Origin of the sequence: Streptomyces griseomycini (genome assembly GCF_014203535.1) — a bacterium.
Lineage (GTDB): Bacteria > Actinomycetota > Actinomycetes > Streptomycetales > Streptomycetaceae > Streptomyces > Streptomyces griseomycini.
This window is the reverse complement of sequence record NZ_JACHJI010000008.1, coordinates 96,864-112,511: the sequence shown is the minus strand read 5'-3', so window position 1 is coordinate 112,511 and position 15,648 is coordinate 96,864. Positions and strand designations below refer to the sequence as shown.

The following is a 15,648-nucleotide window of genomic DNA, read 5'->3' as shown; positions in this document are numbered from 1 at the left end:
GGCTCGGGCACGGATACGCCGAAGGGCCCGCAGCGACTCACGCTGCGGGCCCTTCGGCGTCGCGGGCTCCGGGCGAACCGGGGCGCCCGGCCCGCGGAACGCCGCCGGGGTGGCCGGACCGTGCAGGTCCGGCCACCCCGGCGGTACGTTTCTGCTTCTTTGCTCCTCTGCTCCGGAGCGGAGTGGTCAGCTCTCCTCGTGGGAGGCCACCGCGCGCCGCGCGTCCGCGTCCAGGACGCCCCAGCTGATCAGCTGCTCGGTGAGGACCGAGGGCGACTGGTCGTAGATGACGGCGAGGGTGCGCAGGTCGTCCTGGCGGATCGAGAGCACCTTGCCGTTGTAGTCACCGCGCTGGGACTGGATCGTCGCCGCGTAGCGCTGCAGCGGGCCCGCCTTCTCGGCCGGCACCGTGGCCAGCCGTTCCAGGTCCAGGACCAGCTTCGGCGGCGGCTCGGCGGCGCCTCCCGGGGTGGTGCCCGGCAGCAGCTCCTGCACCGGAACGCCGTAGAAGTCCGCCAGCTCCGCGAGGCGCTGCACGGTCACGGCGCGGTCCCCGCGCTCGTACGAGCCGACCACGACCGCCTTCCAGCGTCCCTGGGACTTCTCCTCGACACCGTGGAGGGAAAGGCCCTGCTGGGTGCGGATCGCCCGGAGCTTGGCCCCGAGCTGTTTGGCGTATTCGCTGGACATATAGCTCCCCGGCACTGTGGCGACGCGACTGGCTTGGTTTCCATGCCGCGCGGCTGGTAACTCACTGTGAGGTTACGCAGCGTTACTCTCGTGCGTCAAGCCGAATGGTCCACACCGACTCTTCCGTGGTAGCGAAGGTCGGTTGCGCCATAGGGGTGATCGGGGGTGTCGCTCCGCCCGGATCCCGGCCTGATAGCCTGAGTGACGCAATCCGACGTCCTTTAAGGTCCGTCCCGTGAGGCGGAGAAGGAGGTCCGTTTCTCATGGACACGCAGTCCGATGCGCGGCCCGTTCTCGAGGGTCCCGACATCGCGCGGGTGCTGACCCGCATCGCCCACGAGATCGTCGAGCGCGCCAAGGGTGCCGACGACGTGGTGCTCCTCGGCATCCCGACCCGAGGCGTCTTCCTCGCCCAGCGGCTCGCCGCCAAGCTCGAGCAGATCACCGAGCGCAAGACCCCGGTCGGCTCGCTCGACATCACCATGTACCGCGACGACCTGCGCATGCAGCCGCCGCGCGCGCTGGCCCGCACCGAGATCCCCGGTGACGGCATCGACGGCCGCCTGGTCGTCCTCGTCGACGACGTGCTCTTCTCCGGCCGCACCATCCGCGCCGCCCTCGACGCGCTGAACGACATCGGGCGTCCCCGCGCGGTGCAGCTCGCCGTCCTCGTCGACCGCGGCCACCGCGAACTGCCCATCCGCGCCGACTACGTCGGCAAGAACCTCCCCACGTCGTTGCGGGAGACGGTCAAGGTCCTGCTCGCCGAGGAGGACGGTCGCGACACCGTCCTGCTCGGTGCGAAGCGGACCGCCCAGTAGCACATCGGGCGCACGTCGACGGCGTGCGCCGGCTCGGCACGCCCTCGCGCGTACCCGTCTGCCCGATTTCGCCTGATTGAACTGCCTTACGGAGCCTGACAGATGCAGCGCCATCTCATCTCGGCCGCCGACCTCACCCGTGACGACGCCGTCCTGATCCTCGACACCGCCGAGGAGATGGCCCGGGTCGCCGACCGGCCGATCAAGAAACTGCCGACCCTGCGCGGCCGGACCGTGGTCAACCTCTTCTTCGAGGACTCGACGAGGACCCGGATCTCCTTCGAGGCCGCCGAGAAGCGGCTGTCCGCGGACGTCATCAACTTCACCGCCAAGGGCTCCAGCGTCTCCAAGGGCGAGTCCCTGAAGGACACCGCCCAGACCCTGGAGGCCATGGGCGTCGACGCCGTGGTCATCCGGCACGGCGCCTCCGGCGCCCCGTACCGCCTGGCCACCTCCGGCTGGATCGACGCCCACGTCATCAACGCGGGCGACGGCACCCACCAGCACCCCACCCAGGCCCTGCTGGACGCCTTCACCATGCGCCGCCGGCTCGTCGGCCCGGACGCCGGGCTCGGCCAGGACCTCTCCGGCCGCCGCATCACCATCGTCGGCGACGTCCTGCACAGCCGGGTCGCCCGCTCCAACGTCGACCTGCTGCACACCCTCGGCGCCGAGGTCACCCTCGTCGCCCCGCCGACCCTGCTGCCGGTCGGCGTCGAGACCTGGCCCTGCGAGGTCTCCTACGACCTCGACTCGACGCTGCCCAAGTCCGACGCCGTGATGATGCTGCGCGTCCAGCGGGAGCGGATGAACGCCGCGTTCTTCCCCACCGAGCGCGAGTACTCGCGGCGCTACGGCCTCGACGGCGACCGCATGGCGCGGATGCCCGAGCACGCCGTCGTGATGCACCCCGGCCCGATGGTCCGCGGCATGGAGATCACCGCCGAGGTCGCCGACTCCGACCGCTGCACCGTCGTCGAGCAGGTCTCCAACGGCGTCTCCATCCGGATGGCCGTCCTGTACCTGCTGCTCGGCGGCAACGAACCCGCCGTCACCCACCCGTCGCCCACCACCCCTGCGACGAGGCGCTCCGCGTCCGCCTCCGAACTCCGTACCACCGAGGAGAAGTAAGAACGATGAGCAAGATCCTGATCCGCGGTGCGAAGGTGCTCGGCGGCGAGCCGCAGGACGTCCTGATCGACGGCGAGACGATCGCCCGGGTCGGCACCGGGCTGCCCGCCGAGGGGGCCGAGGTCGTCGAGGCCGGGGGCAAGGTGCTGCTGCCGGGCCTGGTCGACCTGCACACCCACCTGCGCGAGCCCGGCCGCGAGGACTCCGAGACCGTGCTGACCGGCACCCGCGCGGCGGCGAGCGGCGGCTACACGGCCGTGTTCGCCATGGCCAACACCTTCCCGGTCGCCGACACCGCCGGCGTCGTCGAGCAGGTCTGGCGGCTCGGCAAGGAGCACGGCTACTGCGACGTGCGGCCCGTCGGAGCCGTCACCGTCGGCCTGGAGGGGCGGAAACTCGCCGAGCTGGGCGCCATGCACGAGTCCGCGGCCGGCGTCACCGTCTTCTCCGACGACGGCAAGTGCGTCCACGACGCCGTGATCATGCGTCGCGCCCTGGAGTACGTGAAGGCCTTCGACGGGATCGTCGCCCAGCACGCCCAGGAGCCCCGGCTGACCGAGGGCGCCCAGATGAACGAGGGCGTCGTCTCCGCCGAGCTGGGCCTGGGCGGCTGGCCGGCCGTCGCCGAGGAGTCGATCATCGCCCGGGACGTGCTGCTCGCCGAGCACGTCGGCTCCCGCGTGCACATCTGCCACCTGTCGACGGCGGGCAGCGTCGAGATCGTCCGCTGGGCCAAGTCCCGCGGCATCCGCGTCACCGCCGAGGTCACCCCGCACCACCTGCTCCTCACCGACGAGCTGGTGCGGACGTACGACCCGGTCTACAAGGTCAACCCGCCGCTGCGCACCGAGCGGGACGTGACGGCGCTGCGCGAGGCGCTCGCCGACGGCACGATCGACATCGTCGCCACCGACCACGCCCCGCACCCGCACGAGGACAAGGACTGCGAGTGGGCCGCCGCCGCCATGGGCATGGTCGGCCTGGAGACCGCGTTGTCGGTGGTCCAGGAGACCATGGTCGACACGGGCCTGCTGGACTGGGCCGGCGTCGCCGACCGCATGTCCTTCACGCCCGCGCGCATCGGACAGGCCGAGGGCCACGGCCGTCCCGTCTCGGCAGGTGAGCCCGCCAACCTCACCCTCGTCGACACGGCATACCGTGGCCCTGTGGACCCCGCGGGCTTCGCCTCGCGCAGCCGCAACACCCCGTACGAGGGCCGTGAGCTGCCGGGGCGTGTCACGCACACCTGGCTCCGGGGCAAGGCCACGCTCGTCGACGGGAAGCTCACGTGACACCTGTAATCCTGCTGGCCGCCGAGAAGGAATCGGCGGAAGTGACCGACTGGGCCGCCCGCATCGGCTGGGTCGTCGGCCTCGCCCTCTTCGTCGCACTCGTCTACTGGCTGATGCGCGAGGGCTGGCGGTGGCGCGGCACGCTCCAGGGCGACCTGCCGGAGCTGCCCGGCGCGCCGGACGATCCGGGCCCGGTGAAACTGGTCATGAGCGGCCGCTACCACGGCTCCACCACCGCCGGTCAGTGGCTCGACCGCATCGTGGCGCACGGTCTGGGCACCCGCAGCCGGGCCGAGCTGACGCTCACCGACGCGGGGCTGGACGTCGTGCGTCCCGGAGCGGACGACTTCTTCGTGCCGGCCCACGCGCTGCGCGGCGCCCGGCTCGACAAGGGCATCGCCGGCAAGGTCCTCACCGAGGGCGGTCTGCTGGTGGTCACCTGGGCGCACGGAGAGCGGCTGATCGACTCCGGCTTCCGCTCCGACCACGCGGCCGAGCACAACGAATGGGTCGAGACCCTGAACCAGATGATCAACAAGACGGAAGGCGCACGATGACAACCTCCACCAGGGGAGCCGCCAGGGTTCCCGCCGTACTCGTCCTGGAGGACGGCCGGATCTTCCGCGGCCGTGCCTACGGGGCGGTGGGGGAGACCTTCGGCGAAGCGGTGTTCTCCACCGGCATGACCGGCTACCAGGAGACTCTCACCGACCCGTCGTACCACCGCCAGGTCGTGGTGATGACCGCCCCGCACGTCGGCAACACCGGCGTCAACGACGAGGACGCCGAGTCCAGGCGCATCTGGGTCTCCGGCTACGTCGTGCGCGACCCCGCGCGCACACCGTCCAACTGGCGCTCCCGCCGCTCGCTGGACGAGGAGCTCGCCGCACAGGGCGTCGTCGGCATCAGCGGCATCGACACCCGCGCGCTGACCCGGCACCTGCGCGAGCGCGGCGCCATGCGCGTCGGCATCTTCAGCGGCGACGCCGTGCGCGACGACGCCGCGCTGCTCGCCCGCGTCCAGGAGGCGCCCCAGATGAAGGGCGCCGACCTGTCCGCCGAGGTCGCCACCACCGAGCCGTACGTCGTCCCCGCGATCGGTGAGAAGAAGTTCACCGTCGCCGCCGTCGACCTGGGCATCAAGGGCATGACCCCGCAGCGCATGGCCGAGCGCGGCATCGAGGTGCACGTGCTGCCCGCGACCGCCACCGTCGAGGACGTCTACGCCGTCGACCCGGACGGCGTGTTCTTCTCCAACGGCCCCGGCGACCCGGCCACCGCCGACCACCCGGTCTCCGTGATGCAGGGCGTCCTGGAGCGCGGCACCCCGCTGTTCGGCATCTGCTTCGGCAACCAGATCCTCGGCCGGGCCCTCGGCTTCGGCACCTACAAGCTGAAGTACGGCCACCGAGGCATCAACCAGCCGGTGCAGGACCGCACGACCGGCAAGGTCGAGGTCACCGCGCACAACCACGGCTTCGCCGTCGACGCCCCGCTCGACCAGGTCTCCGACACCCCGTTCGGCCGTGCCGAGGTGTCCCACGTCTGCCTGAACGACAACGTGGTGGAGGGCCTCCAGCTCCTCGACAAGCCGGCCTTCAGCGTCCAGTACCACCCCGAAGCGGCAGCGGGCCCGCACGACGCCGCCTACCTGTTCGACCGCTTCGTCTCCCTGATGGAGGGCCAGCGTGCCTAAGCGCACCGATATCCAGTCCGTCCTGGTCATCGGCTCCGGCCCGATCGTCATCGGCCAGGCCGCCGAGTTCGACTACTCCGGCACCCAGGCGTGCCGCGTCCTCAAGTCCGAGGGCCTGCGGGTCGTCCTGGTCAACTCCAACCCTGCGACGATCATGACCGACCCGGAGATCGCCGACGCCACCTACGTCGAGCCGATCACCCCCGAGTTCGTCGAGAAGATCATCGCCAAGGAGCAGCCCGACGCCCTGCTGCCCACCCTGGGCGGCCAGACGGCCCTCAACACCGCGATCTCGCTGCACGAGAACGGCGTCCTGGACAAGTACGGCGTGGAGCTGATCGGCGCCAACGTCGAGGCCATCCACAAGGGCGAGGACCGCGACCGGTTCAAGGAGGTCGTGGAGGAGGTCCGCAGGAAGATCGGGCACGGCGAGTCCGCCCGTTCCTACATCTGCCACTCCATGGACGACGTCCTCAAGGGCGTCGAGGAGCTCGGCGGCTACCCGGTCGTCGTCCGCCCGTCCTTCACCATGGGCGGCGCCGGCTCCGGCTTCGCCCACGACGAGGACGAGCTGCGCCGCATCGCCGGCCAGGGACTCACCCTCTCGCCGACCACCGAGGTGCTCCTGGAGGAGTCCATCCTCGGCTGGAAGGAGTACGAGCTGGAGCTGATGCGCGACAAGAACGACAACGTCGTGGTCGTCTGCTCCATCGAGAACTTCGACCCCATGGGCGTGCACACCGGCGACTCGATCACCGTCGCGCCCGCGATGACGCTCACCGACCGCGAGTACCAGATCCTGCGCGACATCGGCATCGCCGTCATCCGCGAGGTCGGCGTCGACACCGGCGGCTGCAACATCCAGTTCGCGGTGAACCCGGCCGACGGCCGCGTCATCGTCATCGAGATGAACCCGCGCGTGTCGCGCTCCTCGGCGCTCGCCTCCAAGGCGACCGGTTTCCCGATCGCCAAGATCGCCGCCAAGCTCGCCGTCGGCTACACCCTCGACGAGATCCCGAACGACATCACGCAGGAGACCCCGGCCTCCTTCGAGCCGACCCTCGACTACGTGGTCGTCAAGGCGCCCCGGTTCGCCTTCGAGAAGTTCCCCTCGGCCGACTCCACGCTGACCACCACCATGAAGTCGGTCGGCGAGGCCATGGCCATCGGCCGCAACTTCACCGAGGCCTTCCAGAAGGCGCTGCGCTCGCTGGAGAAGAAGGGCAGCCAGTTCACCTTCGTCGGCGAGACGGGCGACAAGGACGAGCTGCTGCGCGAGGCGGTCCGCCCGACCGACGGCCGCATCAACGCCGTCATGCAGGCCATCCGCGCGGGCGCCACCCCCGAGGAGGTCTTCGAGGCGACGAAGATCGACCCCTGGTTCGTCGACCAGCTCTTCCTCATCAAGGAGATCGCCGACGAGCTGTCCGAGGCGCCCGAACTGACCGCCGCCCTGATCGCCGAGGCCAAGCGGCACGGCTTCTCCGACCAGCAGATCGCGGAGATCCGCGGCCTGCGCGAGGACGTGGTCCGCGAGGTCCGCCAGGCGCTCGGCGTCCGCCCGGTCTACAAGACGGTCGACACCTGCGCCGCCGAGTTCGCCGCGAGGACGCCGTACTTCTACTCCTCCTACGACGAGGAGACCGAGGTCGCCCCGCGCGAGAAGCCGGCCGTCATCATCCTGGGCTCCGGCCCGAACCGCATCGGCCAGGGCATCGAGTTCGACTACTCCTGCGTCCACGCCTCCTTCGCGCTGAGCGACGCCGGGTACGAGACCGTGATGGTCAACTGCAACCCGGAGACCGTCTCCACCGACTACGACACCTCCGACCGGCTCTACTTCGAGCCGCTCACGCTGGAGGACGTGCTGGAGATCGTCCACGCCGAGCAGCAGGCCGGACCGGTCGCGGGCGTCGTCGTCCAGCTCGGCGGCCAGACCCCGCTGGGCCTGTCGCAGGCGCTGAAGGACAACGGCGTGCCGATCGTGGGCACCTCCCCGGAGGCCATCCACGCCGCCGAGGACCGCGGCGCCTTCGGCCGGGTCCTCAAGGAGGCCGGCCTGCCCGCCCCCAAGCACGGCACCGCCACCACCTTCGCCGAGGCCAAGGCCATCGCCGACGAGATCGGCTACCCGGTCCTCGTGAGGCCGTCCTACGTGCTCGGCGGACGCGGCATGGAGATCGTCTACGACGAGGCCCGGCTGGAGTCGTACATCGCCGAGTCGACCGAGATCAGCCCCTCCCGGCCGGTGCTCGTCGACCGCTTCCTCGACGACGCCATAGAGATCGACGTCGACGCGCTCTACGACGGCGAGGAGCTGTACCTCGGCGGCGTCATGGAGCACATCGAGGAGGCCGGCATCCACTCCGGTGACTCGGCGTGCGCCCTGCCCCCGATCACGCTCGGCGGCTTCGACATCAAGCGGCTGCGCGCCTCCACGGAGGCCATCGCGCGCGGTGTCGGGGTGCGCGGCCTGATCAACATCCAGTTCGCGCTGTCCGGGGACATCCTCTACGTCCTGGAGGCCAACCCGCGCGCCTCGCGCACGGTGCCCTTCACCTCGAAGGCGACCGCGGTCCCGCTGGCGAAGGCCGCCGCCCGCATCTCGCTGGGCGCCACCATCGCCGAGCTGCGCGCCGAGGGCCTGCTCCCGGCGAACGGCGACGGCGGCACGCTGCCGATGGACGCGCCGATCTCCGTCAAGGAGGCCGTGATGCCGTGGTCCCGCTTCCGTGACATCCACGGCCGCGGCGTCGACACGGTCCTCGGCCCGGAGATGCGCTCCACCGGCGAGGTCATGGGCATCGACTCCGTCTTCGGCACGGCGTACGCCAAGTCGCAGGCGGGCGCGTACGGCCCGCTGCCGACCAAGGGACGGGCGTTCATCTCGGTCGCCAACCGGGACAAGCGCTCGATGATCTTCCCGGCGCGCGAGCTGGTCGCGCACGGCTTCGAGCTGCTCGCCACCTCCGGCACCGCCGAGGTCCTCAAGCGCAACGGCATCAACGCCACCGTGGTGCGCAAGCAGTCCGAGGGCACCGGACCGAACGGCGAGAAGACCATCGTCCAGCTCATCCACGACGGCGAGGTCGACCTCATCGTCAACACCCCGTACGGCACCGGCGGCCGCCTCGACGGCTACGACATCCGCACGGCGGCCGTGGCGCGGTCCGTCCCCTGCCTGACGACGGTCCAGGCGCTCGCCGCCGCGGTCCAGGGCATCGACGCCCTGGGCCGCGGGGAGGTGAGCGTCCGCTCGCTCCAGGAACACGCGGAACACCTGACCGCGGCCCGCGACTAGCAGCCGAGGAGGGGGACACCGGAAACGGTGTCCCCCTCTTCATGAGGTCTTCTCGAGGACAGGCATGTACAAGTACTTCTTCCGTCTGGTGTTCAAACGGATGGACCCGGAACAGGCACACCACCTCGCCTTCCGCTGGATCCGTCTCGTCGCGCGCGTCCCCGTGCTGCGCACCTTCGTCGCCGCCGTGCTCGCTCCCCGCCACGAGGAGCTGCGCACCGAGGCCCTCGGGCTGCGCCTGCACAGCCCCTTCGGGCTCGCCGCCGGCTTCGACAAGAACGCCGTCGGCATCGACGGCATGGCGATGCTCGGCTTCGACCACGTCGAGATCGGCACGGTGACCGGCGAGCCGCAGCCCGGCAACCCGAAGAAGCGGCTGTTCCGGCTGGTGGCGGACCGCGCGCTGATCAACCGCATGGGCTTCAACAACGACGGATCGCTCGCCGTCGCCGCCCGGCTGGCCTCCCGCACACCCGTCTTCCGGACGGTCGTCGGGGTCAACATCGGCAAGACCAAGGCCGTACCGGAGAGCGAGGCCGTCGCGGACTACGTGAAGTCCGCCGAGCGCCTGGCGCCGCACGCCGACTACCTGGTGGTCAACGTCTCCTCCCCGAACACGCCGGGACTGCGCGACCTGCAGGCCACCGAGGCGCTGCGCCCGCTGCTGACCGCCGTCCGCGAGGCCGCCGACCGCGCGGTCCCCGCCCGCCGGGTGCCGCTGCTGGTGAAGATCGCGCCCGACCTCGCCGACGAGGACGTCGACGCGGTCGCCGACCTGGCCGTGGAACTGGGTCTGGACGGCATCATCGCGACGAACACCACCATCGCGCGCGAAGGCCTCGGTCTGCGCTCCGACCCCGCCCTCGTCAAGGAGACGGGCGGCCTGTCCGGCGCCCCGCTCAAGGCGCGCTCCCTGGAGGTGCTGCGCCGCCTGTACGCGCGCGTGGGCGACCGGATCACGCTGGTCGGCGTCGGCGGCATCGAGGACGCCGAGGACGCCTGGCAGCGCATCCTGGCCGGCGCCACGCTGATCCAGGGCTACAGCGCGTTCGTCTACGAGGGGCCCTTCTGGGCCCGCACCATCCACAAGGGGCTCGCCGCGCGCCTGCGCACCAGCCCGTACGCCACGCTCGCCGACGCGGTGGGCGCCGACGCGAGGACAACGGCATGAGCGGCCTCGAACCCTTCGGCGCGCGGCTGCGCCGGGCCATGGACGAGCGCGGTCCGCTGTGCGTGGGCATCGACCCGCACGCCTCCCTGCTCACCGAGTGGGGCCTGAACGACGACGTGACGGGCCTGGAGCGGTTCAGCCGCACGGTCGTCGAGGCGGTCGCCGACCGGGTCGCCGTGCTCAAGCCGCAGAGCGCCTTCTTCGAACGCTTCGGCTCGCGCGGCGTCGCCGTCCTGGAGAGGACGGTCCGGGAGGCGCGGGCGGCCGGCGCGCTGGTCGTCATGGACGCCAAGCGCGGCGACATCGGCTCCACCATGGCCGCCTACGCCGAGTCCTTCCTGCACCCGGACGCGCCCCTGTTCTCCGACGCGCTCACGGTCTCGCCGTACCTCGGCTACGGCTCGCTGAGCCCGGCCGTCGCACTGGCCCGGGAGAGCGGCACGGGATTGTTCGTGCTGGCACTGACCTCCAATCCGGAGGGCGGCGAGGTGCAGCACGCGGTCCGTCCCGACGGGCGCACCGTCGGGGCGACCGTGCTCGGACACCTGGCCCTCGAGAACGCGGGGGAGGAGCCCCTGGGGTCCTTCGGCGCGGTGGTCGGGGCGACACTCGGCGACCTGTCCTCGTACGACCTGGACACGGGCGGCCCGATCCTCGCGCCCGGCATCGGCGCCCAGGGGGCCACGGCGGCCGACCTCCCGGCCGTCTTCGGGCGCGCGGTGCGCAACGTCGTGCCGAACGTCAGCCGGGGTGTGTTGCGTCACGGTCCCGACGCCGTCACGCTGCGTGACGCCGCGGACCGTTTCGCGGAGGAGATCCGGACCGCCGTGACGCCGGCCTGAACCGGCCGACGAGGAATTCCGCGCTCCCCGGACCTGGATACATCCTCAAATCGGAGGCAATATGTCTTAAATGTCCGGCCTGACGGAGGCTGACCAGGACTTTTCCGCTGTTCTCGCTGACTCAGACGGAGTTGCCCGCTAGTCTCCGACGGGTGGGGGTACCTCCCACGCCCTTCAGGCAGTGGGGGAGAACGGGCAAGCGTGTTGCTCGTGGCTCCCCAGGTGTGGGGCGACTAGGTTCCTCACCGGTCCGTATCCGACAGTTCGACATCCGAGGTGACGTAGGCGTGGCTCTTCCGCCCCTTACCCCTGAACAGCGCGCAGCCGCGCTCGAAAAGGCCGCCGCGGCTCGCCGGGAGCGGGCCGAGGTCAAGAATCGACTCAAGCACTCCGGCGCCTCCCTTCACGAGGTCATCAAGCAGGGCCAGGAGAACGACGTCATCGGCAAGATGAAGGTCTCCGCCCTGCTCGAGTCCCTGCCGGGCGTGGGCAAGGTCCGCGCCAAGCAGATCATGGAGCGACTGGGCATCTCCGAGAGCCGCCGCGTGCGCGGTCTCGGTTCCAACCAGATCGCCTCCCTGGAGCGTGAGTTCGGCAGCACCGGCTCCTGAGTCCCGGGCGGTCCGGGACCGACGTCCCGGGCATCCCGCGATTGCTGGAATAATCGCTGCATGGCTGCAACACCCCGGGGGACGACCCCCGAACCCCCGGACGCACGTCCGCGGCTGACCGTGCTCTCCGGCCCCTCCGGGGTCGGCAAGAGCACGGTCGTCGCCCATATGCGCAAGGAGCACCCCGAGGTCTGGCTCTCCGTGTCGGCGACGACGCGCAAGCCCCGTCCCGGCGAGCAGCACGGAGTCCACTACTTCTTCGTCACCGACGAGGAGATGGACAAGCTGATCGCCAACGGCGAGCTGCTGGAGTGGGCCGAGTTCGCCGGCAACCGCTACGGCACGCCCCGCGCGGCGGTGCTGGAGCACCTGGAGGCGGGCGTGCCCGTCCTGCTGGAGATCGACCTCCAGGGCGCGCGGCAGGTCCGCGAGTCGATGGCCGAGGCCCAGCTGGTGTTCCTGGCCCCTCCCACCTGGGAGGAGCTCGTGCGCAGGCTCACGGGCCGCGGCACCGAGTCGCCCGAGGTGATCGAGCGCCGCCTGCAGGCCGCGAAGACCGAGCTCGCGGCCGAGCCGGAGTTCGACAAGACCCTGGTCAACACCTCCGTCGAGGCCGTGGCCCGCGAGCTGCTAGCCTTGATGAACGTCGTGTGATCGTGAGCAGTCCTTCACCGGTCACCCCGACTGAATCTTTCCCATCCATCGGAAGGTAGAGCGTGTCCTCTTCCATCTCCGCGCCCGAGGGCATCATCAACCCGCCGATCGACGAGCTCCTCGAGGCCACGGACTCGAAGTACAGCCTCGTGATCTACGCGGCCAAGCGGGCCCGCCAGATCAACGCGTACTACTCGCAGCTCGGCGAGGGTCTCCTCGAGTACGTCGGTCCCCTCGTCGACACCCACGTCCACGAGAAGCCGCTCTCGATCGCCCTGCGCGAGATCAACGCGGGACTGCTGACCTCCGAGGCCGTCGAGGGCCCCGGTCAGTAAGTCGCACCAGCTGATTTCGGCTGACTTTTCCACAGGCCCGGCAGCACGTCTGCCGGGCCTGTGGTGTCTCATGGGTGGTGGTCGCACATTTCCGAGGTCCGGGGAGAGACGGTGGACAAGCCGAAGGTCGTTCTGGGGGTCAGCGGTGGCATCGCCGCGTACAAGGCCTGTGAGCTGCTCAGGCGGCTGACCGAGTCGGGGCACGACGTGCGGGTCGTCCCCACCGCCTCCGCGCTGCACTTCGTCGGCGCCGCCACCTGGTCCGCCCTCTCCGGCCACCCGGTCTCCACCGAGGTCTGGGACGACGTCCACGAGGTGCCGCACGTCCGCATCGGGCAGCACGCCGACCTGGTGGTCGTCGCCCCGGCCACGGCGGACGTGCTCGCCAAGGCGGCCCACGGCCTCGCCGACGACCTCCTCACCAACACCCTGCTCACCGCCCGCTGCCCGGTGGTCTTCGCCCCCGCCATGCACACCGAGATGTGGGAGCACCCGGCCACCCAGGAGAACGTGGCGACGCTGCGCCGCCGCGGCGCCGTCGTCGTCGAGCCGGCCGTCGGCCGCCTCACCGGCGTCGACACCGGCAAGGGCAGGCTGCCGGACCCGGCCGAGATCTTCGAGGTCTGCCGCCGGGTGCTGGCCCGCGGCGTCACCGAGCCCGACCTCGCGGGGCGGCACGTCGTGGTCAGCGCCGGAGGCACGCGGGAGCCGCTCGACCCCGTCCGCTTCCTCGGCAACCGCTCCTCCGGCAAGCAGGGCTACGCCCTCGCCCGCACCGCCGCCGCCCGGGGCGCCCGCGTCACGCTGATCGCGGCCAACACCGCCCTGCCCGACCCGGCCGGCGTGGACGTCGTCCCCGTCGGGACCGCCGTGGAACTGCGCGAGGCCGTGCTCGCCGCCGCCGCCGACGCGGACGCGGTGGTCATGGCCGCGGCCGTCGCCGACTTCCGCCCGGCGGCCTACGCGACCGGGAAGATCAAGAAGAAGGACGACCAGGAGCCCGAGCCCGTCGCCCTGGTGCGCAATCCGGACGTCCTCGCCGAGATCTCCGGCGACCGGACGCGCCCCGGACAGGTGATCGTCGGCTTCGCCGCCGAGACCGACGACGTCCTCGCCAACGGCCGCGCCAAGCTGAAGCGCAAGGGCTGCGACCTGCTGGTGGTGAACGAGGTGGGGGAGCGCAAGACGTTCGGCTCCGAGGAGACGGAGGCCGTGGTGCTGGGCGCCGACGGCAGCGAGACCCCCGTCGCGCACGGCCCGAAGGAGACCCTGGCCGAAACCGTGTGGGACCTGGTGGCCGAGCGCCTCGGATGAGCGAGCGCATCCGCCGTCCGGTTCCCCGAAACCCCGCCCCTCGGAGTGCGGTGCCTCTGGCCAACATCGCTCGACATGGGCAGAATGCCCGTGCCGCAGGTCACAGCGCTCCCGAGAGGCGAGACAGGAGGGCCGGCGGCGGAGCGCGACCGATAAACTGTTCCACGGACGGCGCCGGGTGCAGCCCCCGCCGTCCGCCAATGATCAGCCAGCAGCCGCTGCAACCCCAGGGAGCGTTGTGTCCCGTCGTCTGTTCACCTCGGAGTCCGTGACCGAGGGTCACCCCGACAAGATCGCTGACCAGATCAGCGACACCATTCTCGACGCGCTGCTGCGCGAGGACCCGGCCTCCCGGGTCGCCGTCGAGACCCTGATCACCACCGGTCTGGTGCACGTGGCCGGCGAGGTCACGACCAAGGCGTACGCGGACATCGCGACGCTGGTCCGCAACAAGATCCTGGAAATCGGCTACGACTCCTCGAAGAAGGGCTTCGACGGCGCCTCCTGCGGCGTGTCGGTGTCGATCGGCGCGCAGTCCCCGGACATCGCGCAGGGCGTCGACGCCGCCTACGAGACCCGCGTCGAGGGCGACGACGACGAGCTGGACCGGCAGGGCGCCGGTGACCAGGGCCTGATGTTCGGCTACGCGACGGACGAGACGCCGACGCTGATGCCGCTGCCGGTCTTCCTCGCGCACCGCCTGTCCAAGCGCCTGTCCGACGTGCGCAAGAACGGCACGATCCCCTACCTGCGCCCGGACGGCAAGACCCAGGTCACCATCGAGTACGACGGCGACAAGGCGGTCCGCCTGGACACCGTCGTGGTCTCCTCGCAGCACGCCTCCGACATCGACCTGGAGTCGCTGCTCGCCCCCGACATCCGCGAGTTCGTCGTGGAGCCGGAGCTCAAGGCGCTGCTGGACGACGGCATCAAGCTGGACACCGAGAACTACCGTCTGCTGGTCAACCCCACCGGCCGGTTCGAGATCGGCGGTCCGATGGGCGACGCGGGCCTGACCGGCCGCAAGATCATCATCGACACCTACGGCGGCATGGCCCGCCACGGCGGCGGCGCCTTCTCCGGCAAGGACCCGTCCAAGGTGGACCGCTCGGCGGCGTACGCGATGCGCTGGGTCGCCAAGAACGTGGTCGCCGCGGGCCTGGCCTCCCGCTGCGAGGTCCAGGTGGCCTACGCGATCGGCAAGGCGGAGCCGGTCGGCCTGTTCGTCGAGACCTTCGGCACCGCCAAGGTCGACAGCGAGCGGATCGAGAAGGCCATCGACGAGGTCTTCGACCTCCGTCCGGCCGCGATCATCCGTGACCTGGACCTGCTGCGCCCGATCTACTCCCAGACCGCCGCCTACGGTCACTTCGGCCGTGAGCTGCCCGACTTCACCTGGGAGCGCACCGACCGCGTGGACGCGCTGCGCAAGGCCGCGGGCCTGTAGGACGTACGGCCGCACCGGAGCCGGCAGCGGGGCCCGGCGCTCCTTCGGGGGCGCCGGGCCCCGGCGCGTGCCGGGCCGCTTCGCAAACGGTTCGCACGCCGTGCGGGCGGGCGCCTACGCTGGTGGTCTCCCGGTGCGGCGGTCCCGGCCGCGCCCGGGAGCACGGCGGCGCCCGGCCCGGTGCGACGGGCACGGATACTTCTGGGTGATCCCCCGCAGGTTCGAATCCTGCTGCCGGTCCCCGGACCGGCATGGCCGAGTGGCCCAAGGCAGAAGCGCCGTCCGGCGTTCGCGATCCGTGCCCCGGCCGATCTCGGGCCGGTGCCGCTGTCAGTGGCGTTTG

The 15,648-nt window shown here is 71.0% G+C and carries 14 protein-coding genes; 13 read left to right on the top strand and 1 reads right to left on the bottom strand.

Annotated elements, in window-relative coordinates:
- Positions 1-186: 186 nt before the first annotated feature.
- On the bottom strand, positions 187-690 hold the full coding sequence (bldD, locus tag FHS37_RS22955) for a transcriptional regulator BldD (protein ID WP_004990661.1): 504 nt from the start codon (positions 688-690) through the stop codon (positions 187-189).
- Positions 691-953: 263 nt separating this feature from the next.
- Between bldD and pyrR the strand changes: the two genes are divergently transcribed.
- From pyrR to metK, 13 genes are all read left to right on the top strand, one after another.
- Entirely contained in the window at positions 954-1,511 is a 558-nt protein-coding gene (gene pyrR / locus FHS37_RS22950; protein ID WP_184824301.1) for a bifunctional pyr operon transcriptional regulator/uracil phosphoribosyltransferase PyrR, read from the top strand.
- A 102-nt stretch (positions 1,512-1,613) separates the two neighbouring features.
- Positions 1,614-2,642 carry an aspartate carbamoyltransferase catalytic subunit gene (locus FHS37_RS22945; RefSeq protein ID WP_184824299.1) on the top strand — a complete coding sequence of 343 codons (1,029 nt, stop codon included), beginning with the start codon at positions 1,614-1,616 and terminating at the stop codon, positions 2,640-2,642.
- Positions 2,643-2,647: 5 nt separating this feature from the next.
- Positions 2,648-3,934, top strand: a complete 1,287-nt coding sequence (locus tag FHS37_RS22940; RefSeq protein ID WP_184824297.1) for a dihydroorotase — start codon at positions 2,648-2,650, stop codon at positions 3,932-3,934.
- Positions 3,931-4,491 (top strand): PH-like domain-containing protein, encoded by a 561-nt coding sequence (locus tag FHS37_RS22935; protein WP_184824295.1) that lies wholly within the window; start codon positions 3,931-3,933, stop codon positions 4,489-4,491. Before FHS37_RS22940 ends, FHS37_RS22935 begins: the two co-directional genes overlap by 4 nt.
- Positions 4,488-5,630, top strand: a complete 1,143-nt coding sequence (carA, locus tag FHS37_RS22930; protein WP_184824293.1) for a glutamine-hydrolyzing carbamoyl-phosphate synthase small subunit — start codon at positions 4,488-4,490, stop codon at positions 5,628-5,630. The genes FHS37_RS22935 and carA overlap by 4 nt, the downstream gene beginning before the upstream one ends.
- Entirely contained in the window at positions 5,623-8,931 is a 3,309-nt protein-coding gene (gene carB, locus FHS37_RS22925; RefSeq protein ID WP_184824285.1) for a carbamoyl-phosphate synthase large subunit, read from the top strand. The genes carA and carB overlap by 8 nt, the downstream gene beginning before the upstream one ends.
- Positions 8,932-8,995: 64 nt before the next feature.
- Complete coding sequence (locus tag FHS37_RS22920; protein WP_184824278.1) at positions 8,996-10,102, top strand: quinone-dependent dihydroorotate dehydrogenase; 1,107 nt, start codon at positions 8,996-8,998, stop codon at positions 10,100-10,102.
- Positions 10,099-10,944, top strand: coding sequence for an orotidine-5'-phosphate decarboxylase (gene pyrF / locus FHS37_RS22915; RefSeq protein ID WP_184824276.1), 846 nt, complete (start codon positions 10,099-10,101; stop codon positions 10,942-10,944). Before FHS37_RS22920 ends, pyrF begins: the two co-directional genes overlap by 4 nt.
- 287 nt (positions 10,945-11,231) lie before the next feature.
- A complete protein-coding gene (locus tag FHS37_RS22910; protein WP_003977346.1) occupies positions 11,232-11,555 on the top strand; it encodes an integration host factor in 324 nt (107 codons plus the stop codon).
- A 60-nt stretch (positions 11,556-11,615) separates the two neighbouring features.
- Positions 11,616-12,209: a guanylate kinase gene (gene gmk, locus FHS37_RS22905; RefSeq protein WP_184824274.1), complete on the top strand. Its 594-nt coding sequence runs from the start codon at positions 11,616-11,618 to the stop codon at positions 12,207-12,209.
- 62 nt (positions 12,210-12,271) lie between these two features.
- Positions 12,272-12,544 (top strand): DNA-directed RNA polymerase subunit omega, encoded by a 273-nt coding sequence (gene rpoZ / locus FHS37_RS22900; RefSeq protein ID WP_004933985.1) that lies wholly within the window; start codon positions 12,272-12,274, stop codon positions 12,542-12,544.
- Between the two features lie 111 nt (positions 12,545-12,655).
- The gene (coaBC, locus tag FHS37_RS22895; RefSeq protein WP_184824272.1) at positions 12,656-13,858 is read left to right on the top strand and encodes a bifunctional phosphopantothenoylcysteine decarboxylase/phosphopantothenate--cysteine ligase CoaBC; all 1,203 of its coding nucleotides are present in this window, start codon (positions 12,656-12,658) and stop codon (positions 13,856-13,858) included.
- 238 nt (positions 13,859-14,096) lie between these two features.
- Positions 14,097-15,305 (top strand): methionine adenosyltransferase, encoded by a 1,209-nt coding sequence (metK, locus tag FHS37_RS22890; RefSeq protein WP_184824270.1) that lies wholly within the window; start codon positions 14,097-14,099, stop codon positions 15,303-15,305.
- The last annotated feature ends 343 nt before the right edge of the window (positions 15,306-15,648 follow it).